At 63.6% G+C, this 19,985-nt stretch carries 18 protein-coding genes and 1 tRNA gene; 12 read left to right on the plus strand and 7 right to left on the minus strand.

What is annotated here, in order from left to right; translation table 11 throughout:
* Positions 1 to 60: 60 nt before the first annotated feature.
* Positions 61 to 735 (plus strand): response regulator transcription factor, encoded by a 675-nt coding sequence (locus K3163_RS03695; protein ID WP_221552439.1) that lies wholly within the window; start codon positions 61 to 63, stop codon positions 733 to 735.
* Between the two features lie 87 nt (positions 736 to 822).
* Here the strand turns inward: K3163_RS03695 and K3163_RS03700 are convergent, their stop codons facing one another.
* Complete coding sequence (locus K3163_RS03700; protein WP_221552442.1) at positions 823 to 3,579, minus strand: TonB-dependent receptor domain-containing protein; 2,757 nt, start codon at positions 3,577 to 3,579, stop codon at positions 823 to 825.
* 110 nt (positions 3,580 to 3,689) lie between these two features.
* Positions 3,690 to 5,270 (minus strand): hypothetical protein, encoded by a 1,581-nt coding sequence (locus tag K3163_RS03705; protein WP_221552444.1) that lies wholly within the window; start codon positions 5,268 to 5,270, stop codon positions 3,690 to 3,692.
* 241 nt (positions 5,271 to 5,511) lie between these two features.
* On the opposite strand from K3163_RS03705, the gene K3163_RS03710 reads away from it, so the two are divergent.
* The 10 genes from K3163_RS03710 (at position 5,512) to K3163_RS03755 (ending at position 16,950) form a co-directional block, all read left to right on the plus strand.
* Positions 5,512 to 5,895: a hypothetical protein gene (locus K3163_RS03710; protein ID WP_221552446.1), complete on the plus strand. Its 384-nt coding sequence runs from the start codon at positions 5,512 to 5,514 to the stop codon at positions 5,893 to 5,895.
* A gap of 160 nt (positions 5,896 to 6,055) precedes the next feature.
* Positions 6,056 to 6,688 carry a lytic transglycosylase domain-containing protein gene (locus K3163_RS03715; RefSeq protein ID WP_221552450.1) on the plus strand — a complete coding sequence of 211 codons (633 nt, stop codon included), beginning with the start codon at positions 6,056 to 6,058 and terminating at the stop codon, positions 6,686 to 6,688.
* Between the two features lie 6 nt (positions 6,689 to 6,694).
* Positions 6,695 to 7,000, plus strand: coding sequence for a TrbC/VirB2 family protein (locus K3163_RS03720; protein WP_221429148.1), 306 nt, complete (start codon positions 6,695 to 6,697; stop codon positions 6,998 to 7,000).
* A gap of 1 nt (position 7,001) precedes the next feature.
* On the plus strand, positions 7,002 to 7,286 hold the full coding sequence (locus K3163_RS03725; RefSeq protein ID WP_221429147.1) for a VirB3 family type IV secretion system protein: 285 nt from the start codon (positions 7,002 to 7,004) through the stop codon (positions 7,284 to 7,286).
* Positions 7,276 to 9,720: a VirB4 family type IV secretion/conjugal transfer ATPase gene (locus tag K3163_RS03730; RefSeq protein ID WP_221552459.1), complete on the plus strand. Its 2,445-nt coding sequence runs from the start codon at positions 7,276 to 7,278 to the stop codon at positions 9,718 to 9,720. Before K3163_RS03725 ends, K3163_RS03730 begins: the two co-directional genes overlap by 11 nt.
* Positions 9,717 to 10,898 (plus strand): TrbL/VirB6 family protein, encoded by a 1,182-nt coding sequence (locus K3163_RS03735; RefSeq protein WP_221552462.1) that lies wholly within the window; start codon positions 9,717 to 9,719, stop codon positions 10,896 to 10,898. Before K3163_RS03730 ends, K3163_RS03735 begins: the two co-directional genes overlap by 4 nt.
* Positions 10,895 to 11,662 carry a TrbG/VirB9 family P-type conjugative transfer protein gene (locus tag K3163_RS03740; protein ID WP_221429144.1) on the plus strand — a complete coding sequence of 256 codons (768 nt, stop codon included), beginning with the start codon at positions 10,895 to 10,897 and terminating at the stop codon, positions 11,660 to 11,662. The genes K3163_RS03735 and K3163_RS03740 overlap by 4 nt, the downstream gene beginning before the upstream one ends.
* On the plus strand, positions 11,662 to 12,759 hold the full coding sequence (locus K3163_RS03745) for a TrbI/VirB10 family protein (protein ID WP_221429143.1): 1,098 nt from the start codon (positions 11,662 to 11,664) through the stop codon (positions 12,757 to 12,759). Before K3163_RS03740 ends, K3163_RS03745 begins: the two co-directional genes overlap by 1 nt.
* Positions 12,760 to 12,775: 16 nt before the next feature.
* Positions 12,776 to 13,801: a P-type DNA transfer ATPase VirB11 gene (virB11, locus tag K3163_RS03750; protein WP_221552480.1), complete on the plus strand. Its 1,026-nt coding sequence runs from the start codon at positions 12,776 to 12,778 to the stop codon at positions 13,799 to 13,801.
* A 230-nt stretch (positions 13,802 to 14,031) separates the two neighbouring features.
* Positions 14,032 to 16,950, plus strand: coding sequence for a TonB-dependent receptor (locus tag K3163_RS03755; protein WP_247712450.1), 2,919 nt, complete (start codon positions 14,032 to 14,034; stop codon positions 16,948 to 16,950).
* 68 nt (positions 16,951 to 17,018) lie between these two features.
* Here K3163_RS03755 and K3163_RS03760 read toward each other — a convergent pair whose 3' ends face one another.
* Positions 17,019 to 17,756 carry a queuosine precursor transporter gene (locus K3163_RS03760; protein ID WP_221552485.1) on the minus strand — a complete coding sequence of 246 codons (738 nt, stop codon included), beginning with the start codon at positions 17,754 to 17,756 and terminating at the stop codon, positions 17,019 to 17,021.
* A 60-nt stretch (positions 17,757 to 17,816) separates the two neighbouring features.
* Between K3163_RS03760 and K3163_RS03765 the strand changes: the two genes are divergently transcribed.
* Positions 17,817 to 17,893 (plus strand) — tRNA-Arg (locus K3163_RS03765).
* A 41-nt stretch (positions 17,894 to 17,934) separates the two neighbouring features.
* On the opposite strand, the gene K3163_RS03770 is transcribed toward K3163_RS03765, so the two are convergent.
* The 4 genes from K3163_RS03770 to K3163_RS03785 form a co-directional block, all read right to left on the minus strand.
* Entirely contained in the window at positions 17,935 to 18,717 is a 783-nt protein-coding gene (locus tag K3163_RS03770; protein ID WP_221552487.1) for an NUDIX hydrolase, read from the minus strand.
* A gap of 289 nt (positions 18,718 to 19,006) precedes the next feature.
* Positions 19,007 to 19,339 (minus strand): Grx4 family monothiol glutaredoxin, encoded by a 333-nt coding sequence (gene grxD, locus K3163_RS03775; RefSeq protein WP_221429138.1) that lies wholly within the window; start codon positions 19,337 to 19,339, stop codon positions 19,007 to 19,009.
* 38 nt (positions 19,340 to 19,377) lie between these two features.
* Entirely contained in the window at positions 19,378 to 19,611 is a 234-nt protein-coding gene (locus K3163_RS03780) for a BolA/IbaG family iron-sulfur metabolism protein (protein WP_221429137.1), read from the minus strand.
* 6 nt (positions 19,612 to 19,617) lie between these two features.
* Entirely contained in the window at positions 19,618 to 19,944 is a 327-nt protein-coding gene (locus K3163_RS03785; RefSeq protein ID WP_221429136.1) for a DUF1476 domain-containing protein, read from the minus strand.
* Positions 19,945 to 19,985: the final 41 nt, after the last annotated feature.

Here is a 19,985-nt window from a genome sequence, read left to right on the forward strand (position 1 = left end):
GCAGTCACATGTCTGGGCCATCGCTGTTCGCGTATTCCAGGGGACAGGGACCGCCCGGGCGTGAACGTGACAACTATTCTGCTGACCGGCGAAGATGCATCCGATTTCGCCGATTTTGACCATGGCGACACGCGTTTCGTATTCGACCGGCTGACCGAGGCCGGGCCGCAGCGCCTGCTTGACGGGCCAGTCTGCGCCTTTGTCGACTGGGTCATGGACGAGCTTTCCGGCCTCGAGATGTGCCGCCGCCTGCGCGCCGACCCTCGCACAGCCGATGCCCATATCACCATGGTGCTCGAAGGCTGCGATCCCGAAGACAAGCGCCGCGCGCTGGCTGCCGGTGCGGATGACTACATGGTCGGTCCGACCGACCGCACGACCGTTCTCGATCGTGTGCTGGCTCTGGGGACCGGCAGGGCGGCCGCGGTGTCGACGCAGCCGTTCCAGCTGGGCGACCTGGAGATCGACCTGCCCGCCCTGCAGGCGCGCTGGCACGGCAAGCCCATTTCCCTCCGCCCGAACGAATTCCGGCTGCTTCGCTTCTTCGCTGAAAACGCCGACCGCGTGATGAGCCGCACCGAGCTGATCGACGGCCTCGGCAAGCAGGACCCACCGATCGACGAGCGGACGGTCGACGTCTGGATCGGCCGCCTTCGCAGGGCCCTGCGCAAGGTCGGCGCAGGCGAACCGATCCGCACGGTCCGCTCGCTCGGCTACGTATACGACAGCCACTAGAGCTTACGACCCTATCCCGAGGCAGACGCAAGAAGGGCCGCACCTCACGGGTGCGGCCCTTTAGTTCGTTCCGAGCAGATGGGGAGCTCAGAACTTCAGCGAAGCACCCAGGCTTATGCTCCGGCCAACATCGTAGCTGTTGATGTCGATTCGGGTGGTGCCGTTGGTCTGGAATTCCTCGTAATCGCGGCCGGTGAGGTTGCGCGCCTCGAGCTTCATTTCGAGCTCGTTACCGCCGAACACCTCGAAGCCTTGGCGGACCACGAAATCGACCGTGAGACCCGGCTTCTCGATAATGTCGGGAAGCGGGCCTGCACCGCGGCCGGTGACCCGTTCGCTGGCATATTTGACCAGGACGGTGAACTGGCTCAGGCGATCGAGATCCTCGAGCCCGAGCTGGAAGTTCACGAGATGGTCCGACTGACCGGTGAGCGGAACGCCGTCATCGAAGAAGTTGGTTGCCGGCTGATCCGCGAAGGGGAAGACCCGCGCGATATCGTCCGGACCGACTTTGATCTCCGACTGGGTGTAGGTGTAGTTCGCGATTGCCACGAGCTGCTGGCTTTCGAACCAGCCGCCCAGGTCGACGAGGTCGTAATTGTACTGGAACTCGACCTCGGCGCCGAACAGCTCGGCCGAAGGCGCGTTGGCGAAGCCCGACACGATCTCGTTGTCCGAGAAGCTGGTGAAGACCTCGATCGGGTTCTCGATGTCCTTGTAGAAGCCGGCAACACTCGCGCGGCTGCCACCACCGATGTAGTATTCGAGGCGTGCTTCGAAGTTGGTCAGCTCGCTGTCGACCAGACGCGGGTTACCGTTGAACTGACGGTTGGTTTCCGGATCGAAATAGGTCTGGAAGATCAGCTCGCGGAACTGCGGACGGGCAACCGTCTTCGAGGCGCTGGCACGGAACTGTAGCGCGTCGGTCAGTTCCCAAGTCAGCGTACCGCCCGGCAGCCAGTAGTCGTTCTCGAGCAGCGTGCCCGAGGTGGAGCCGAGCGGGCTGGCGAAGACTTCGACTGCCTCGACCGACTGCACTGCGTCCTCGTAGCGCACGCCGACGTCGAGCGAGAGCGTCTCGAACGGACGAAGGTTGATCTTGCCGTAGGCCGCGTGGATCTCGAGATCGGCCTGGAATGCCGGGTCGGCCTGCGTCGTCTCAAAGATCGTCAGGTTGTATGGGCCGATGCCAGCTTCTGCCTGCGCCGCCGGATCGAAGGCGAAATCGATCAGAGCATCGCCGAGCAGGTTGTCCGGACGGAACGCGCCGAAGACTTCGGGGAAGCCCGAGGATGCACGAATGTCGAACTCGCGGCGGGTCGAGAAGCGGCTGGTGTCGGTATAGGCATAGCCAACCGTCGCGTTGAGCCAGTCGTTCACGAAATAGCCGACGTCGATGCCGCCGTAGTAGAGGTCTTCCGTCAGGTCAGAGAATGAGACGATGGCGCCGCCGCGCTGGGGGTCGAGCGTGTTGAGGAAGACGTCGCCGAACGGATCGTTCGCGTTGTTGGTGCGGACATACTCGAAGGTCCACTCGAACGGTGCCTCGCGCTGCGTCTGGGCGTAGCCGGCACGAAGGTCGACCGAGAGATCGCCGAATTCGAGCTCGCCGACGAACTGGCTGTTGAGCAGCTGGCGTTCGAACCACGCGGTGTCCTGGATCAGTTCTTCGTCATCGTCCTGGAAGTCGATGCCCTGTTCGAGCGACGCGCGCTTGAGCGTGTCGTGGATGAAAAGGTTGGTGAGGCGGAACTTGTGCTCGCCGATTTCCAGACCGAAGCCGAGCAGCGCGTTGGTCAGCACGCGGTTATCCGTGGTGAACTCGCGGAAGTCGGTGTCGAGGTCGAGGTCCTCGTTCACCGCGGTCTGCTTGGTGATGAAGCGGTTGCGCCACTTGTTGCTGATCGAGGCGGTGGCAATGACGCCGAGCATGCCGTCGGAGCCGACGTCGAGCGAGGTACCCGCGGTAATGCCGGCCGAGAAGTTCGCCGGAAGGTCGCCGATCTTCTGCAGCAGGTAGAGGTTGGGATCGTTGAGGTCCTGCAGGACACCCTGAACGTTGACGTCGGGATCGCCGATACGGGCGCCGCTGTCGAAGAAGCCCTGGAGGTTGGCGTAGTTCGACACGTCGCGGCGGCCCTGGTCGAAGCCGGTCCAGTCGTAGTCGCCGCCGAAATAGGTGTAGCCGGGACCGAAGGTGGTCTCGCTGTCACCGCTCAGCGAACCGCTGATGGTCACGAAGTCTTCGGTCGGAATGGCGCGAGTGGTCAGGTTGACCACACCGCCGCCGAATTCGCCGGGGAAGTTGGCCGAATAGGTCTTCTGGACGAGGCTCGAGGCGACGACGCTGGTCGGGAAGATGTCGAGCGGGACCACGCGGCTCAGCGGCTGCGGCGAGGGGAGCGGCAGGCCGTTGAGGAGTGCGAGCGAGTAGCGATCGCCGAGGCCGCGGACATAGACGAGGCCGTTCTGCTGCGAGAGGCCGGTCACGCGGCTGAGTGCGCCTGCGATGTCGCCTTCACCCGTACGGGCGATGCTCTCGGTGTCGAGGACGGTGACGACCTGCGGCGAGGCGCGCGTCACGTCGCGCGTGCGGCGACCGGTGACGATGATAGTGCCGCCGGGGATCGAAATGTCGGGCTCTGCCTGCTTTTCTTCCTCGGCGATATCGCCGGGGACGGTGTCGTTTGCCGCATCGACGTCCTCGGTCAGTTCCTGGTCGGGAACTTCCTCTTCGGTCGGCGGCGGGCCCTCTGCTCCGGTGCTCTGCGCAAGGGCGGCAGCCGGGAAAGTCAGGGCGGTGGAAAGCAGGAGCAGCCCTGCCAGCTGCTTGCCAGTGGACATATGAATGACCCCCTCAGTTAAGGTCGGTATCAAAAGTGGGGCAGTGCCCCGGAAACGGGTTGGGGCGGGGGTCGCGCGGCAATGCGCGACCCCCGCCCCCGATCATGCGATCAGTTGTAGACCGGCAGGCTCGTGCAATCGGTCACGGAGCTGTCGAAGGTCACCGTGGCGGAGTTGCAGGTCCAGCCGTTCACCCAGTCTGCGTTCTCGGTGAAGACTGCGCCGATGCGGGCCGGGGTCTCGAAGAAGGCGTCCCAGGTCGACACGTCGAACACCGGCACGGCGTCTTCGTTGCTGCCGTTGAGGAACAGCATCGAGAGCGTGTTGGTGAATGCCGAGTTGTTGTTGGCGCCAGCGTTGAAGCGCGTTTCGATTTCGGTTGCCGTCACACCCGAGCTGTCACGGAATGCGGTGGCGCAATCGAGAACGAGCGAGTCGAAGGCGACCGGGCCGGCTTCGTCGATCGAAGCGTTGGCAGCGCGGTTCAGTTCTTCCGGACCGTCGATGCGCAGGCAGGGCGTGCCATCGGTCGAGACGATCACCGAGTTGGCGATCGAGTAGTCGGCGAAGCCGCGGATACGAACGACCTGGTCGTCGGCCTTCTGGTGGACGAAGGTGGCGTTCGAGATGCGCGTGTTCTGGCGCGGAGTGCTTTCGTTGAAGGCGTTGTCCGAGTCGGCCTCGATGATCGTGTCGCCGGCGCCGGGGCGCTGGATCGCGATGAGGTACTGGATGTTGGCCTTCACGCCGGTGTCGGTGTCGACGCTGTCGTCTTCCGCACCCACCACGATCATGTTCTGGACATTCACGCGGCCGCCGAAGAATTCGACGCCGTCATCCGAGCTGTTGTAGCTCATGATGTTGTTGAGAACGGTGCCCGAGCCGGTGCCGCCGGTGGTCAGCGACTGGAGCTCGCTGTCGCCCGAAAGGACGAAGCCCGAATAACGGATCTGGACGTAGCTCATTTCGCCCGAGCTGTCGTCCGGGGTCGCGCCACCGAAGATCGCCGGCTGCGCAGCACCTTCGACCTGGCGTTCGCAGTTCACGCTGCCCGGGGTGGCGCCCGAAGCGATACAGTCGGTGACCGGAGCGCGGCCCGAAAGGACGACGCCGCCCCACTGGCCCGACGAGCTGTCGTTGTTGATGCCGAGCACGTTGTCGCGGCTGGTGAAGATGATCGGACGGCTGGCGCTGCCAACGGCGCTGATCGTGTTGCCGCGGTTGACGTTGAGGAAGCTCGAGCCCGAAGCGTAGACGATCACGCCCGGTTCGATCGTCAGCTCGACATTGGTGTCGTCGAGGCCGTCGCTGTTGTCCGGAGCCGGACCGCCGTCGGTGCCGACATCGACGCGGCCGTTCATGCGATAAAGCAGGCCTTCGATGTAGGGGAGGGTCGAGCTGGCGTTGAAGCGAGCGGGCATGGTGCAGACGCGGTATTCACCGGTCGGGCCGCTGATGGTGCCCTCGTCGGTGAGGCCCTGCGCGTCGGCGATGGTCGGGCAGCCTGCTGCCGGAGTGACCAGCGTGCCCGAGGTCGGGGTCGGCGTCGGGGTCGGCGTGCCGCCACCGCCATTGCCGTTGTTGATGGTGATATTGCCGCCGGTGCCGGGCGAAACGATTTCGTCGGCGCCGCAGCCGGCAAGAGCGATTGCGGAGGCGCCAAGGATAAGCGAGCGATGGAAATTGGTCACGGGTTCGGTCCCCTCAAAAACCGGGAAGAAAGGCGAGATTTCGAATGCGAATTCGTTGATCGCGACTCGCCAGCTAGGGACGCCGTGTGACAGTTTGTGTTGGTTCGTGACCGTTGTGTTGCAGTTTCAACAGCTTTGTCGCGAAGACCGTAGATTGCAATTTTGTGACAATGTGACGGTTTTGTTGCAGTCGGTTTTCCGGCGAGGTATTTCGAGCCCATAAGTTTGGGAGAAAATGCCAATGTCCTTGCTCGCAGCTGCCACCCTTCTGGTTGTCGCCGACCGCTCCGCCCTTGTCGTCACCGCACCCGAAACGGAATTCGATATCGGCTATGAAGAGCTGATCGCCGGTCACGATCACGAAGCGCTTGCCGCGATCGAGGAATGCGAGAAGTCCTCGCACCGCGATCCCGCTCGCCAGATCAATCACGGCATCGCTCTCGCGCGCCTGGGCGATTATGAAGAAGCCCGTGTTCGCTTCAGTGCCGCGGCCCGCAATGCGGAGCGTTACGATCTGGAGACTTCGACCGGAGAATGGGTGGATTCGCGGGTTCTCGGACGCCGCGGCCTCGCCATGCTCGAAAGCGGTGATTTCCAGAAACACGCAGCGCTCGCGAGCCGCTAATTAGCGACCGCCACCGGGCCTATAGCCCCCTTGGCCCGCATCGCCTTTCGGTGGTGCGGGCTTTATTTGCGCCATTTAGGGGCAAATTAACCATATTCATGCTTACGTCACCCTACTGTCATGTATGAAGGCCATTGGGGCCGCACGGAGGGTGTACGACATGATTCGCACACACCCGGCGTTGGTGACGGGATTGATTTGCACCGCGCTGGCCGCCTTCCCGGCGAAGGCGGATGTAATTGAGATCGACGATGACGGTGCACGCTGGAAGGCCGGCGGGGGCACTGCCATTGCTGCTGTCCAGCCTCCTGCAAGCACATTTGCCGCTCCGGTAGAGGACGTTCCGGCAGAGATTTACGTACCGGACGCGATCGCATCGGATCCGGCAAACCATGCTCGCGGCGTGCCGGCAGCCTACCAGGCCAAGGTCGCCGAGCTTTCGGCCAAGTACGACCTCAGCGCCTCGCTCATCGAAGCGATGGTCTGGCAGGAGAGCCGCTGGCGGCATGATGCGGTTTCCCCGGTCGGGGCGCAGGGTCTTGCCCAGCTCATGCCGGGCACTGCGCGCGACCTTGGCGTGGACCCGCGCGACCCCTTCGCCAACCTCGAAGGCGGTGCGCGGTACCTGCGCGAACAGCTCGACCGTTTCGACGGCGATTTGGAAAAGGCGCTGGCTGCCTATAATGCGGGACCCGGACGGGTCGAACGTGCGGGGGGGATCCCGCGTATCCGCGAAACTCAGAATTACGTCGCCTCGATCATGGGGCGGCTCGCAGATCACTCACGGGAGTAAGAAAACTTGAAATCGCTTTTCGCAAAGCTGGCCGTCATCCTGGCCCTTGCAAGTCCTACCGCCGCGATGGCGCAGGTGCAGACCAACGATCCGGCTGGTTCGGGCCCGATCGTCAATGCGCTCGGCTGGCTGCAGGGAACGCTGCTCGGCAACGTCGCCACTGCAGTTGCCGTCATGGCCGTGGCTGCCGTCGGCTTCATGATGCTGACCGGCCGGCTGAACTGGCGCTTCGGCGCCACCGTGATCATCGGCGTTTTCATCCTCTTCGGCGCGGCATCGATCGTCGCCGGCATCCAGCAGGTTGCCGCATAAGATGACCGCCCTCGTTCGCCACCCCGTCCACAGAGCGCTCACGCGTCCGCAGATGTTTGCGGGCGTGACGTTCAACTATTTCATCATCAACGGGGTGGTGACGACCGAGATATTCCTGATCACCGGCAGTTTCTGGGCGCTGTTCGCAGCGCTCGTCATGCACGGTGTCGGCTACTTCGCATGCCTTCGCGAGCCGCGCATCTTCGACCTCTGGATCACCAAGGTCTCGAAGTGCCCCCGCGTGAAGAACTACAAGCATTGGGGGTGCAACAGTTATGCCGCGTAACGGCAAATGGATCGGCCCTGCCGCCTGGAGTTCGAAGGAAGCCCGTGCCGGCGACCGCCTGCCCTATGCGCGGCTGGTCGACGAGAACACAGTGCTGCTGCGCGACGGCAGCGTGATGACCGCCATCCAGGTCCCCGGCCTCCTGTTCGAGACCGAGGATAGCGAGGCGCTCAATGCCCATGCGGCGACGCGCGAGGTCATGCTCCGCTCGACGCTCGATGCGCGCTTCGTGCTCTATCACCACGTCATCCGCCGCCGCGTGTCGGTCGAGCTCGATGGCACCTTCCCCGATCCGATCAGCCGCCATATCGATGCGCGCTGGAAGGAGCGCCTTGGTTCGGGCCAGCTGTTCGTGAACGACCAGTTCATCACGCTGATCCGCCGCCCGGCACGCGGCAAGGCCGGACTTGTCGAGCGTGTCGGCAAGACGCTGCGCCGCCAGAAGGACCGGCTCGAAGCCGATCCCAAGGACCTGCGTTCACTGCGTGCCGCAGCGCAAGGCCTCGTCGCCTCGCTCCAGTCCTACGGGGCGAGCGTGCTCGGAGAATACACGGGGCCGCAGGGCAATGTGAATTCGGAAATGCTCGAGCTGCTCTCCGCGCTCTACAACGGCGAGATGCGCCCGGTGCGCAAGCCGAGCGAAGATGTCGATCTCGGCATGATGCTGCCCTATCGCCGCGTGAGCTTCGGCCTCGACGCGATCGAGCAGCGCGGTTCGGGCTCGCCCGATTTCGCCGCCATCCTCGGCCTCAAGGACTACCCGGAAGCAACCACTCCCGGTCTGCTCGACGGCCTGCTGCGTCTCCCGTTCGAGATGATCGTGTCGGAAAGCTATGCGCCGACCGAACGCCAGACCGCACGTGAACGCATGGACCTCGCGATCCGCCGCCTGAAGAGCGCGGACGAAGAAGCCGCCGCCGAACGCGCAGACATGATGGCCGCGCGTGACGAACTTGGTGCGGGTGCCGTCGGTTTCGGCGACCACCACCTCACCGTCATGGTCAAGGAACGCGACCTCGGCCGCCTCGACGATGCAACTGCCGCTTGTGCCGCCGCGCTCGCGGACACTGGCGCGATCGCCGTGCGCGAAGATACCAATCTCGAGCCTGCGTTCTGGGGCCAGTTCCCCGGCAATGAAGGGTATCTCGTACGCCGCGCGCTGATCTCCAGCGCGAACATGGCAAGCTTTGGAAGCCTGCACGGCTTCGCGCTCGGCCAGGCCTATGACAATCACTGGGGCGACGCGGTCACACTGCTGGAAACCACCAGCGCGACGCCGTTCTTCTTCAATTTCCACCACGGCGACCTCGGCAACTTCTCGGTCATCGGTCCCTCGGGTTCGGGTAAGACGGTGGTGATGAACTTCCTCGCCGCGCAGGCGCAGAAGTTCGCGCCCCGCACGATCCTGTTCGACAAGGATCGCGGTGCAGAGCTGTTCGTGCGCGGCATCGGCGGGCGCTACGACAGCATCCGTGCAGGCCACCCTACCGGCTTCAACCCGATGGCGCTCGAAGATACGCCGACCAACCGCGCCTTCCTGCGCGACTGGCTGGGCGTGCTGCTCAAGGCCAATGGTCCGGAGGAGGAGGCGACGATCGCACATGCGGTCGATGCTGCCTATGCGAACGATGCTTCGCTGCGCCGCCTGCGTCACTTCAAGGAACTGCTTTCGGGCAGCCGTCGTCCGATGCCTGGCGATCTTGCGGACCGCCTCGGCGCATGGATCGGCGCCGATAATGGTGAAGGGGGCGAGAACGCCTGGCTGTTCGACAACCCGCAAGACAAGCTCGATCTCGATGCCCGCGTGCTCGGCTTCGACATGACCGCGCTGCTCGAAAACCCCAAGCTGCGCACTCCGACCATGATGTATCTCTTCCACCGCATCGAGGAGCGTCTGGACGGCAAGCCGACCATGATCCTCATCGACGAGGGGTGGAAGGCGCTCGACGACGAGGTCTTTGCCGCACGCATTCGCGACTGGCTGAAGACGCTGCGTAAGCGCAATGCGCTGGTCGGTTTCGCCACGCAGAGCGCGCGCGATGCCCTCGAAAGCCGCATCTCTACCGCGCTGGTCGAACAGACCGCGACGATGGTCTTCATGCCCAACTCGCGTGCACGGCCCGAAGATTACTGCGACGGCTTCGGCCTCACCAGCCACGAGCTGGCGCTGATCCGTACGTTGCCCGCGCACAGCCGCTGCTTCCTCGTGCGCCAGCCCGATGCGAGCGTCGTCGTGCGTCTCGACCTTTCGGGTGCGCCTGAAGTGCTCACGCTGCTTTCGGGCCGTGAAAGCTCGGTCCGCCGCCTCGACACCCTGCGCCAGGCGATGGGCGATGCGCCCGCCGACTGGTTCCCCGCGCTCACCGGCACCGCGTGGCCGGGCGGGGCGAACGAGGCCAATGACGATATCGAGATCGGACTGGCTGCGGAATGACCAGCGCGAACTGCCAGCAGGTCACCGAACAGGTAGGCAACGGCGTCGCAGCAGCACTGCGCGGCGTCGATTGCGTTGCCGGTGAAGCGAGCGCGGCTGCCTTCGGCAAGCTGTTTGCACCCGGCGGCGCGCTTGGCACGACGCTCACGATCCTTCTCACGCTTTACGTCGCGATCTTCGGCTACCTGCTGCTGACGGGCCGCACCAATATCGGCGTTCGCGCGCTGATCCCGCGCATGATGACGCTCGGCCTCGTGCTGACCTTCGCCACCAGCTGGGTCGCATACCAGAGCGTCGTATGGAACATCTTCGTCGGCACGCCCGACTACCTCGCCGGCATCCTGACCGGCACGCAGGGCTCGGCGACGGACGTCTTCGCTCAGAAGATCGACGTGGTCTTCATCGCGATACAGGAAGCCAGCGGCAACAATTCCGACTTCTCGGCATTCTCGCCGCACGGCCTCATGTGGCTCGGCGCCATGCTGTTCATGCTCGGGACGGTCGGCCTGCTGGTCACGACCAAGATCGCGCTCGGTATCCTCGTGGCGCTCGGCCCGATCTTCGTGGTCCTCGCGCTGTTCAACGGTACGCGCGGCCTGTTTACGGGCTGGCTCAAGGGCCTGGTCATGTGCGCGCTCGCACCGCTCTTCGCGGTGCTGGGCGGCTCCATCATGCTCGAGCTTTCCGTCCCGATCCTTTCGGCCCTGACCCAGCAGCCGGGGGTTGTCCCTGCGCAGGCCGGCATGGCATTCTTCATGATCGGCGCGGTGCACGTCGCGCTGATGGTGATCGTCTTCAAGGTCGCAGGCGCGATGGTTTCGGGCTGGACCGTGTTCGGCCTCGTCCCTTCGAAGGAAGACGGCGGCAAGGCTACCGAGCCCGCTTCGGCTCCCATCGTCACGAACCAGCAGCAACCGCTCGTGCAGGCGCAGGCGGCGACGCAGGCCAGCGACCAGGCGCGCCGCATCGACGTCTCGGCGCTTTCGACCGGCTCGGCCGCGAACGACAGCGGCGCGGGCGGCGAAGGTTCGCGCGCCACCAAGGTCTATGCCACCGCTTCAGGTGGCGCTCAGCTCTCGCCCGCTAGCAGCGGGCCCAGCCGCACGGCAGGGATCGGCAGTCGCTTCAAGTCCGCCCCGCCGCGCAGCCTCGATGCTTCTACGGAGAAAAAGTCATGAAACGCGCGCTGATTCCCGCGCTCGCGCTCGCTGTCCTTGCGGTCCCGGCACAGGCCGATCCGCGCCTGCAGGAAGTCGTCTATGACGAGTACTCTGTGGTCACGCTGCCCGGGCGCGTGAACGTACAGGCCAGCATCGTCTTCGGTGAAGACGAGGTGATCGAGAATGTCGCCATCGGCAATTCGCAGACCTGGCAAGTGACGCCCAACAAGCGGGCCAACATCCTTTTCGTGAAGCCGCTCGAAGTTCGCGCCGCGACCAACCTCACGGTCGTCACCAGCAAGCGCACCTACCTCTTCGACCTCGTGGCCAGCCCGAATGCGAAGCCGGTCTACGTGCTGCGCTTCGACTATCCGGTCGATCCGGAGGAGGAAGCCCGCAAGGCCGAGCTGGCGCAGGCGGAACCCGCTGCGCCGGAAGATCCGTTCGCTTCGGTCGATCCGGCCGATCTCAACTTCGCCTGGAACGGCGAGGGTAACGAGGCACTCCTGCCCGAACGTGCCTTCGACGACGGCGAAGCGACCTTCCTCACCTGGACCAATGGCCGCGACGTGCCGGCCATCCTCGTCACCAATGCCAAGGGCGCTGAAGGACCGGTCAACTACACCGTTCGCGGCGACACTGTCGTCATCGACGGCGTGCCGCGCTCGATCATCCTGCGGTCGGGCGAGGAAAGTGCCACGCTGGTCAATTCCGGACCAGTGCGGAGTACCGAAAGCCGCAACCTCGGCGATACGTCGCTTGCCCAGAAGGGAGAAAGCTGATGCGCAGTGCCCTGAAGACTTCGACCAAGGGTGTCGCAAACGACATCGATCCGCGTGACGAGAGTGATGCGGAGGTCATCGATCTCGCGCAGCGCAACGCCTTCCCGGCGGTAGCACGCCCCGGCGGTAAGAGCGATGCGCTCGGCATGGTGGCGGGCATCGCCATCGTTGCAGGTCTTGGCGCGGTGACTCTCTGGAGCATGAACGCCGCGCGCACGCCGGCAACCGAAGGCATCGGCAATCCCGATGTCGCGGCGCCGGTGCCCATCGTGGCGCCGGTTCAGCCGCCCGTTGCGGAACCCGTCCAGCAAGCGGCCGAGGCGCCGGTAATGGCACCGGCGCCCGTTCTTGCTGCATCGCCCGAGGCGGTGCCGGCCGGCAATCCGTTCAACAATCCGACTGTCGTCTTCGATGCCGGCTCTGCTGTCGGCCTCGTCGATCCGACCGCCGATGGCGTCGCTGCAGCAGCAGGTGAAGCCACCGGCAACTCGGCGACCGATTTCGCCAGCCGCGTCGGCGGCGTCGGCGGCGCTCCGGCGCAGGCCAAGGCGATGACCAATCCCTCGACCACTGTCACGCAGGGTACGCTCATCCCCGCAATCCTCGAGACCGCGATCGATACCAACGTGCCCGGCTATGTCCGCGCCGTGGTGAGCCAGGATGTGCGCAGCTTCGATGGTTCGCGCATCCTCGTGCCGCGTTCGAGCCGCCTCATCGGCCAGTACCAGTCGGGCATGCAGAACGGCCAGAAGCGCGCCTATGTCATCTGGACCCGCCTGATCCGTCCGGACGGTGCATCGGTCAATCTCGCATCCCCCGCCATCGGCTTCGACGGCACGACAGGCCTCGCGGGCAAGGTGTCCGGCAACGGCTTTTTCAACCGCTTCGGTTCGGCGCTGCTGCTGTCGGTCGTCGGCGGCCTCGGCACCATCGCGACCGGCGGAGCAGGCGGCATCGTGCTGGGCGGGGCGAGCCAGTCGGCTGCCGCTACCGCAGCCCAGCAGGATGGCGAACGCAGTCCCACGGTCCGGGTGAAGATCGGCGAACCGATCCGTATCTTTACTGCCCGCGACCTCGACTTCTCGCGCGTCAACTAAGGCAGGCGGAAGAGACGTGAGCGCCGATATCCATCCTTTCCTGCCGGACGACCATCCGGAAGAGGATGCGCCGAACGTCGACCTTCACGGCGAGCGCAGCGTCTATCTCGATGCCTATCTCAAGCCCTTCGCCGAATGGCTCGAGCGCGACACCGTTACCGAAATCCTCGTCAACAAGCCGGGCGAGGTCTGGGTGGAAGATGCAGCCGCCGGCGGGATGCAGCGCATAGAGCGGCCCGACATCGATGACCGGCTGATCCAGCGGCTTGCCGAGCAGGTCGCGCGTGTCAGCCACCAGGGCATCAACCGCGAACACCCGCTGCTCGGCGCCACGCTTCCCGATGGCGCTCGCGTCCAGTTCTGCGGCCCGCCTGCCGCGCGCAAGCACTGGGCCATGGCGATCCGTCGCCATCGCCGCCTCGACCTGCCGCTCGATGCTTATGATTCCGGCCCGCTCGGCAAGGGCGCGGCAGCGCCGATGCCCGATCCGCAGGCCGAACCGGTCGCCTTCCTTCGCGAGGCCATTCGTCAGCGCAAGACGATCCTTGTCTCGGGTGGTACCAGCACCGGCAAGACCACATTCCTCAATGCCATGCTTGGCGAAATCCCGAAGCATGAGCGCGTCGTGCTCGTCGAGGATACGCCCGAGCTCAAGCTGCCGGGCAAGAACGGCGTCGGCCTCGTCGCGGTCAAGGGCGAACTGGGCGAAGCCAAGGTGACCGCCAACGAGCTGCTTCAGGCGGCACTACGCCTCAGACCCGACCGGATCGTGCTGGGCGAACTGCGCGGCGCGGAAAGCGTCAGCTTCCTGCGCGCCATCAACACCGGCCACCCCGGCAGCTTCTCGACGATCCACGCCAACAGCCTGAGCGGGGCGCTCGAACAATTGTCGCTGATGGTCATGCAGACCGGCATCGGCCTGACGCGTGCGGATACCATCGCTTACGCGGCAAGCGTGATCGATGTCGTCGTGCAGCTGAGCCGCGATTCGAGCGGCAAGCGCGGCATTTCCCAGATCGCACAGAGCGCCGACCTCATTTGACATCTCTGACGCGTGCCGTAGCGGCACCCTCTGGCTTTCGGCCATGCCGTAACGTCAATTGCATTTCGTGAAATTGCTGCACTGCAACATAGCATCGCGAAAGGCCCGTTTTGCGCAAGATTCATGCGTGAAAACTTGCGCGCATACGAATGTGTGATAGCCTCCCGCGCAGGCCTCCATAGAGAAGGCCATCGGAGAGGAGAGGGATTATGAGGATCAGGGCTTCCCTGATGGCCGGTATCTGTGCCGGTGCGATTGCCGTTCCTGCCTATGCGCAGGATGTCACCGGAGACAGTGACGAATCCGGCATCGCAGAAGAAACGACCACCGAACGCGTCATTATCGTGACCGCTCAGCGCCAGGCGCAGAGCCTCCAGGAAGTGCCGATCGCGGTGAGCGCATTCGACACCGAGGCACTCGAGGCACAGCAGATCGAAAACGCCAGCGACCTTCAGCTGACGCTGCCGAACGTCTCTTTCACCAAGTCCAACTTCACGGCATCAAGCTTCACCATCCGCGGTATCGGCGATCTTTGCGTCGGCGTCTCCTGCGACAGCGCGACAGCTATCCACCTCAACTCCGCACCCCTGTTCGGAACGCGTCTCTTCGAGACCGAGTATTTCGATCTCGAGCGCGTCGAAGTGCTGCGCGGTCCGCAGGGCACCCTGTTCGGCCGCAACGCGACCTCGGGCGTGGTCAACGTCGTGACCGCCAAGCCCGATTTGTCGGGCTTCTCGGCCTCGGCTGATCTCGAGTACGGCAACTACAACTCGATGAAGGCCAAGGGCATGATCAACCTGCCGATCGGTGACTCGATCGGCCTGCGTGTCGCTGGCTTCTGGCTCGACCGTGACGGTTACACGGAGAACCTTTACGACGGCAACGATATCGACGACCGCGAAATGTTCGCGATCCGTGGTTCGCTACGCTTCGAACCGGGTCCGGACACCACTCTCGACCTGATGGGCTACTACTTCGAAGAGGATGACAACCGTCTCCGCATTCAGAAGCAGCTGTGTCAGCGCGATCCTACCGGCGTCCTGGGCTGTCTCAACAACAGGCGCGACTTTGCGAAAACCAACTCGAACTCGACCTTTACCGGTACGCTCGGTTCGCAGGAATTCTTCAACATCGCGCTGGGCGCATTCGGACCGCTGGTGAACAACCTCGGGCTCAACAGCCTCTACGGCCCCGATGCCTACGCCAACTTCCAGGAACCGGCCGACGTTCGCAAGGTGAACACCCAGTTCACTCCGGAATACTATTCCGACGAACTGCAGCTTCAGGCCCATCTCGAGCACAGCTTCGGCGATATCAACCTGAGCCTGACCGGTACCTACCAGGAAACCAGCGTCGATTCCCGGCAGGACTACAACCTGGGCGTGGGTGAAATTCCCAACCAGGTTGCGGCCTTCGGTACCATCCAGGCCTATGCCGCCGGCGCGGTTCCCGGCCTCGAGCCGTATTTCCAGCCGATCGTGGACGCCCTTTTCGACAGTTCAGGCAACCTCTGCGTTTCCGACACCAGGCTGGACAACCGCGGCGCCTTCGAAGGCTTCTCGGTCTGTACGCCTGACGGCACGCAGTTCGACCGCTCGAACCAGGAGAACGAGAGCTACTCGGTCGAAGCAATCGTTTCTTCCGATTTCGACGGCTCGTTCAACTTCCTGCTCGGCGGGATCTACGCAAATTCGAAGGTGCTGGAGAACAGCTACTTCGTGAACGCATTTGCGATCGACTACGTTACCGGTGTGATCGGCTCGCTGATCAGCTTCGGCGGCGGTCTGCCGCCTGCCTATGGCGGCACCTCGTTCTTCCGCAACAACACGCAGGACTTCGAGCTCGAAAGCTTCGGTATCTTCGGTGAAGCCTACATCGACGTGACCGACAGGCTGAAGATCACGGCAGGCCTGCGCTACAATGACGACACCAAGTCGATCAGGGCGCGTTCGACGCTGCTGAGCTTCTTCAACCCCTATGCCAACGACGGCGATCCATTCGATCCGACCGCGAACCCGCTCTATCCGAACGGGCCTTTCGGACCGTTCGATGCCGATCCGGGCACTGCGGGTCTGCAGGATGTCCAGGAACGCAATGTCGCATTCGACGAGATAACCGGCCGCTTCGTGGTCGATTACGAGCTGTCACCCGACAACCATCTCTATGCGTCCTATTCGCGCGGTTACAAATCCGGCGGTATCAACCCGCCGCTGCAACCGATCTTCGCAGTGCCGGACAGCTTCGGTCCGGAGTCGATCGACGCCTTCGAAATCGGTTCGAAGAACTCGTTCCTCGACGGTGCGCTGCAGTTCAACGCGACGGCCTTCTACTACAAGTACAAGGATCTTCAGCTGAGCCGCATTATCGCGCGTACCTCGGTCAACGACACCATCGACGCCGATATCTGGGGTCTCGAGTTCGAAACGATCATCCGGCCGGACTACAACTGGCTGGTCAACATGAACGTCTCGTTCCTCAATGCCGAGGTTGCTGGCGACCAGTTCTTCTCCAATCCGCGTGATCCGGGCGGCGGTGACCCCGACGCCGTGATCATCAAGGACATCACCAATGGCGCGCTTTGCGCAGTCACTGGTGCAGGGGCGAATGCCTTCGTGGCAGCCGTGAATGGCGGTCTTGGTCTCCAGGGGCCGACCGCATTCCCGAGCGATGGCGGCATCGCCTCGACCGGTGCCTTCAGCATCTGTAGCGCCCTCGATGCGCAGGCGACTGCGATCGGCGCCCTGTTCGGCGGGGTTCAGGTCCTGAGCCCGGGTGTCCAGGTCAACCTGAAGGGCAACAAGCTGCCTCAGGCACCTGAGATGAAGGCCTCGCTGGGTGTCCAGTACACGGCCGAGTTCGACAACGGCATGACGCTGGTCCCGCGTTTCGACATCGCCTTCACCGGCGAGCAGTACGGCAACGTGTTCAACGGACCGGTCAACCGCATCGAGCCGTTCGTCCAGGCGAATGCCCAGATCCAGCTCAATAGCGCCGACGAAAACTGGTACGTTCGCGGCTGGGTCCAGAACATCTTCGACTCTGACTCGGTGACCGGCCTCTACGTCACCGACGCGAGCTCGGGCCTGTTCAGCAACATCTTCACTCTCGACCCGCGGCGCTACGGCATCGCGGTGGGTGCCAAGTTCTAATCCGCTTGGATCTCAAAAGGGGAGAGGAAGGGGCGGCTTTCGGGCCGCCCCTTTTTTCTTGCCCGCTCCTATGTGTCGCCGCGGCTCGTGGCGAAGGGCGAGAAATCGGTGTCGGTGTCGAAGATCTCGACCTGCTCTGTCTGCTTAAGCTTGCCGACCACGAGATAGGTCACCGGCGTCAGCAGGGCCTCCCAGGCCGTCTTGATGAGCCACTGGGAGAGGACCACCTGCCAAAGAAGCTCGACCGGCCAGCCGGCAAGGCCCCAGAAGGCGAGCGGATAGAAGATCAGGCTGTCGAGCCCCTGTCCGACTACCGTCGAGCCGATCGTGCGCATCCACAGGTGCTTGCCCTGCGTCCACACTTTCATCTTGGCGAGCACGAAGCTGTTGGCGAATTCGCCCGCCCAGAAGGCGACCATCGAGGCAAGCACGATGCGCCAGCTGTTGCCGAAGACGAACTCGTAGGATTCCTGCCCCGGCCAGCCTTCGGCAGGCGGCAATTGCACCACCACCCAGGCCATAAAGGCCATGAAGAGCAGCGCGGCAAACCCGGTCCAGATGACCCGCCGCGCGCGGGCATAGCCATAGACCTCGGTCAGGATGTCGCCGATGATGTAGCTCACGGGGAAGAACAGCACGCCTGCCCCGAAGGACCACTGGCCGATGACCGGCAGGTCGACATAACTCGGCTTGGACGCACCGATCAGGTTGGACAGCAGCAGGATGGTGACGAATGCCGCCATCACGAGATCGTAATAGCGGAAACGGTGTCCTTGCGGCACGGCGTGGCTCTCGGGCTTTTCCATAGCGCGCTGCCTATCCTTGATTGGCGCTCGCGCAAAGCCGCGTTATGGCGACGCTGGCGCGCGCCCGTAGCTCATCTGGATAGAGCGCGAGACTTCTAATCTTGAGGCAGCAGGTTCGAGTCCTGCCGGGCGCGCCATCTTTTCGCCCTATCGCTTCAATGCTTGGGGGCAGTTGGCACTAACCGCGTGCGACGGTGTCGAGCGGCTCACCGGTCACCGGATATCCCAGGTCTTCGCCGATCTCGAGCCAGCTCTTGCCCTCGCGTTCGCCCATGAAGGGCGTGATGGTGCGCACGGGGATGCGATCGGCCTGTTCCTTGGCAGCGGCGAAGTCGTCGAACAGGGCGAGCCGTTCGAGATTGCGGCGGGTGGGGAAGATCAGCTTGATGTCGCCGCGCTCTGCCGCATCGAGCGCACCCTGCGCGGTGCTCCAGAACAGGTGGGTGTTCTCGGACAGGTCGGCCTCTATCTCGACTGCCCCGGTGCCAAGGTCCGCGATGTAGAAGCGGGTGTCGTAGACGCGCGGAATGTTCTCGTTCTTGGGAAACCAGCGCGCGAAGGGCGTCAGCTGGTCGAGATCGAGCGACCAGTCGAAATGATCTAGAACGCTTGCCAGATCGCCTGTCTCGAGCAGATAGCGGCGCGCCGCGCGGGCCTTCTCGGCGTCGATCTCTCCCGAAAGACCGATGACGAGGCCGGTTTCCTCGAGTGTTTCGCGCACGACGGCGATCTGGTGGGCCGCTTCGTCGGGCTCTAGCGAACCGCCCATCATCGCGCCGAGATCGAAATCGGCCGGATCGACGCGCCCTCCCGGGAAAACGGCCATGCCGCCTGCGAAAACCATGTCGCGGGACCGGATCGTCATGAGGACTTCCGGAGGGCCATTGTCCGGCCCTCTGCGGAAGATCACGACGGTAGCTGCGGGAATGCCTTCGGGACTGTCGCCAGGGTTAATCGTCATGAGGACCTGTGTGGCGCGATTGCGCGCGAATGCCAAGCACGAGAAGGTTAACGCCTTCTGTCGGGAATTTTTACAAAAGCCGGACGCGGAAAGTTGGCGTTAACCACCGCAAGACAGGCAGCGTGCGGCATCGGCCTTTTTGGCACGCGGCGTGCATATCCTTCTGCGTCCCATTAGTCTTCGAGAGGCGGACCCTCCTGGTCTCCCGGTCCGCCTCCCCGAACGAACAAAAAAGGCCCGCCCGGCAGTCCCCCGGGCGGGCCTTTCCCGTTTCTGGTTGGGCTGAGTATTAGCCTTCGGCCTTGGCGACCTGCTTTTCGTCCATCAGCTGCTGGAGTTCGCCGGCCTCGAACATCTCCATCATGATGTCGCTGCCGCCGAGGAATTCGCCCTTCACATAGAGCTGGGGAATGGTCGGCCAGTCCGAATAGGCCTTGATGCCCTGGCGGATTTCCATGTCCTGCAGCACGTCGACGCTGTCGTAGGCGACGCCGCAATGGTCGAGGATGGCAACTGCACGGCTGGAGAAGCCGCACTGGGGGAAGAGCGGGGTGCCCTTCATGAAGAGAACGACGTCGTTGCTGCCAACGATGTCGGAAATGCGCGAGTTTACGTCGGACATGGGTGTCCTGCCTTTGCTTTAGCGAAAATGTCTGGCTGTCAGTTGGGTGCTTGCGTGGTCAGTTGCAAGGCGTGGAGTTCACCGCCCATGCGTTCACCCAGCGCTTCGTAGACCATCTTGTGCTGGGCGACGCGGGTCTTGCCGGCGAATTGCGGCGCGGTGACCTTGGCCGCCCAGTGATCGTTGTCGCCCGCAAGGTCGCGCATTTCGACCACCGCGCCGGGAAGCGCGGCCTCGATCAGCGCGACGATGTCTTCGGCTGGCATCGGCATGACGGGTTACTTCTGGTCGCTCATGAACTGGCGACGCGCTTCGACGGCGCATTCTTCCAGCTTCGCGCGGATGTCGGCTTCGCTGACATCGCATTCGGCAGCGGTAAGGTCGCCGAGCAGCTTGCGGATCACGTCCTCGTCACCTGCTTCCTCGAAATCGGCCTGCACGACCGCTTTCTTGTAAGCGTCGGTTTCCTCTTCGGTCAGGCCCATGAGACCAGCGGCCCATTCGCCAAGCAGGCGATTGCGGCGCGCAGCGATCTTGAATTCGGTTTCCTGGTCGAAAGCGTATTTGGTTTCTTCGCCGCGTTCGCGGTCCTTGAAGTCGGTCATGTCCTGTCCCCTTGGAGGTTGGTTGCCCTGCCGAATAGGCA

Source organism: Qipengyuania xiapuensis (assembly GCF_019711395.1).
Lineage (GTDB): Bacteria > Pseudomonadota > Alphaproteobacteria > Sphingomonadales > Sphingomonadaceae > Qipengyuania > Qipengyuania xiapuensis.

Excerpts from the sequence above, each read along its gene's own strand:
- K3163_RS03755 (WP_247712450.1), top strand. The coding sequence starts at position 14,032 with ATGGCCGGTATCTGTGCCGGTGCGATTGCCGTTCCTGCCTATGCGCAG.
- K3163_RS03745 (WP_221429143.1), top strand. The coding sequence starts at position 11,662 with ATGCGCAGTGCCCTGAAGACTTCGACCAAGGGTGTCGCAAACGACATC.
- K3163_RS03715 (WP_221552450.1), top strand. The coding sequence starts at position 6,056 with ATGATTCGCACACACCCGGCGTTGGTGACGGGATTGATTTGCACCGCG.
- K3163_RS03740 (WP_221429144.1), top strand. The coding sequence starts at position 10,895 with ATGAAACGCGCGCTGATTCCCGCGCTCGCGCTCGCTGTCCTTGCGGTC.
- K3163_RS03780 (WP_221429137.1), bottom strand. The coding sequence starts at position 19,611 with ATGCCGATGCCAGCCGAAGACATCGTCGCGCTGATCGAGGCCGCGCTT.
- grxD (WP_221429138.1), bottom strand. The coding sequence starts at position 19,339 with ATGTCCGACGTAAACTCGCGCATTTCCGACATCGTTGGCAGCAACGAC.
- K3163_RS03725 (WP_221429147.1), top strand. The coding sequence starts at position 7,002 with ATGACCGCCCTCGTTCGCCACCCCGTCCACAGAGCGCTCACGCGTCCG.
- K3163_RS03700 (WP_221552442.1), bottom strand. The coding sequence starts at position 3,579 with ATGTCCACTGGCAAGCAGCTGGCAGGGCTGCTCCTGCTTTCCACCGCC.
- K3163_RS03785 (WP_221429136.1), bottom strand. The coding sequence starts at position 19,944 with ATGACCGACTTCAAGGACCGCGAACGCGGCGAAGAAACCAAATACGCT.
- K3163_RS03730 (WP_221552459.1), top strand. The coding sequence starts at position 7,276 with ATGCCGCGTAACGGCAAATGGATCGGCCCTGCCGCCTGGAGTTCGAAG.
- K3163_RS03760 (WP_221552485.1), bottom strand. The coding sequence starts at position 17,756 with ATGGAAAAGCCCGAGAGCCACGCCGTGCCGCAAGGACACCGTTTCCGC.
- K3163_RS03770 (WP_221552487.1), bottom strand. The coding sequence starts at position 18,717 with ATGACGATTAACCCTGGCGACAGTCCCGAAGGCATTCCCGCAGCTACC.
- K3163_RS03710 (WP_221552446.1), top strand. The coding sequence starts at position 5,512 with ATGTCCTTGCTCGCAGCTGCCACCCTTCTGGTTGTCGCCGACCGCTCC.
- K3163_RS03735 (WP_221552462.1), top strand. The coding sequence starts at position 9,717 with ATGACCAGCGCGAACTGCCAGCAGGTCACCGAACAGGTAGGCAACGGC.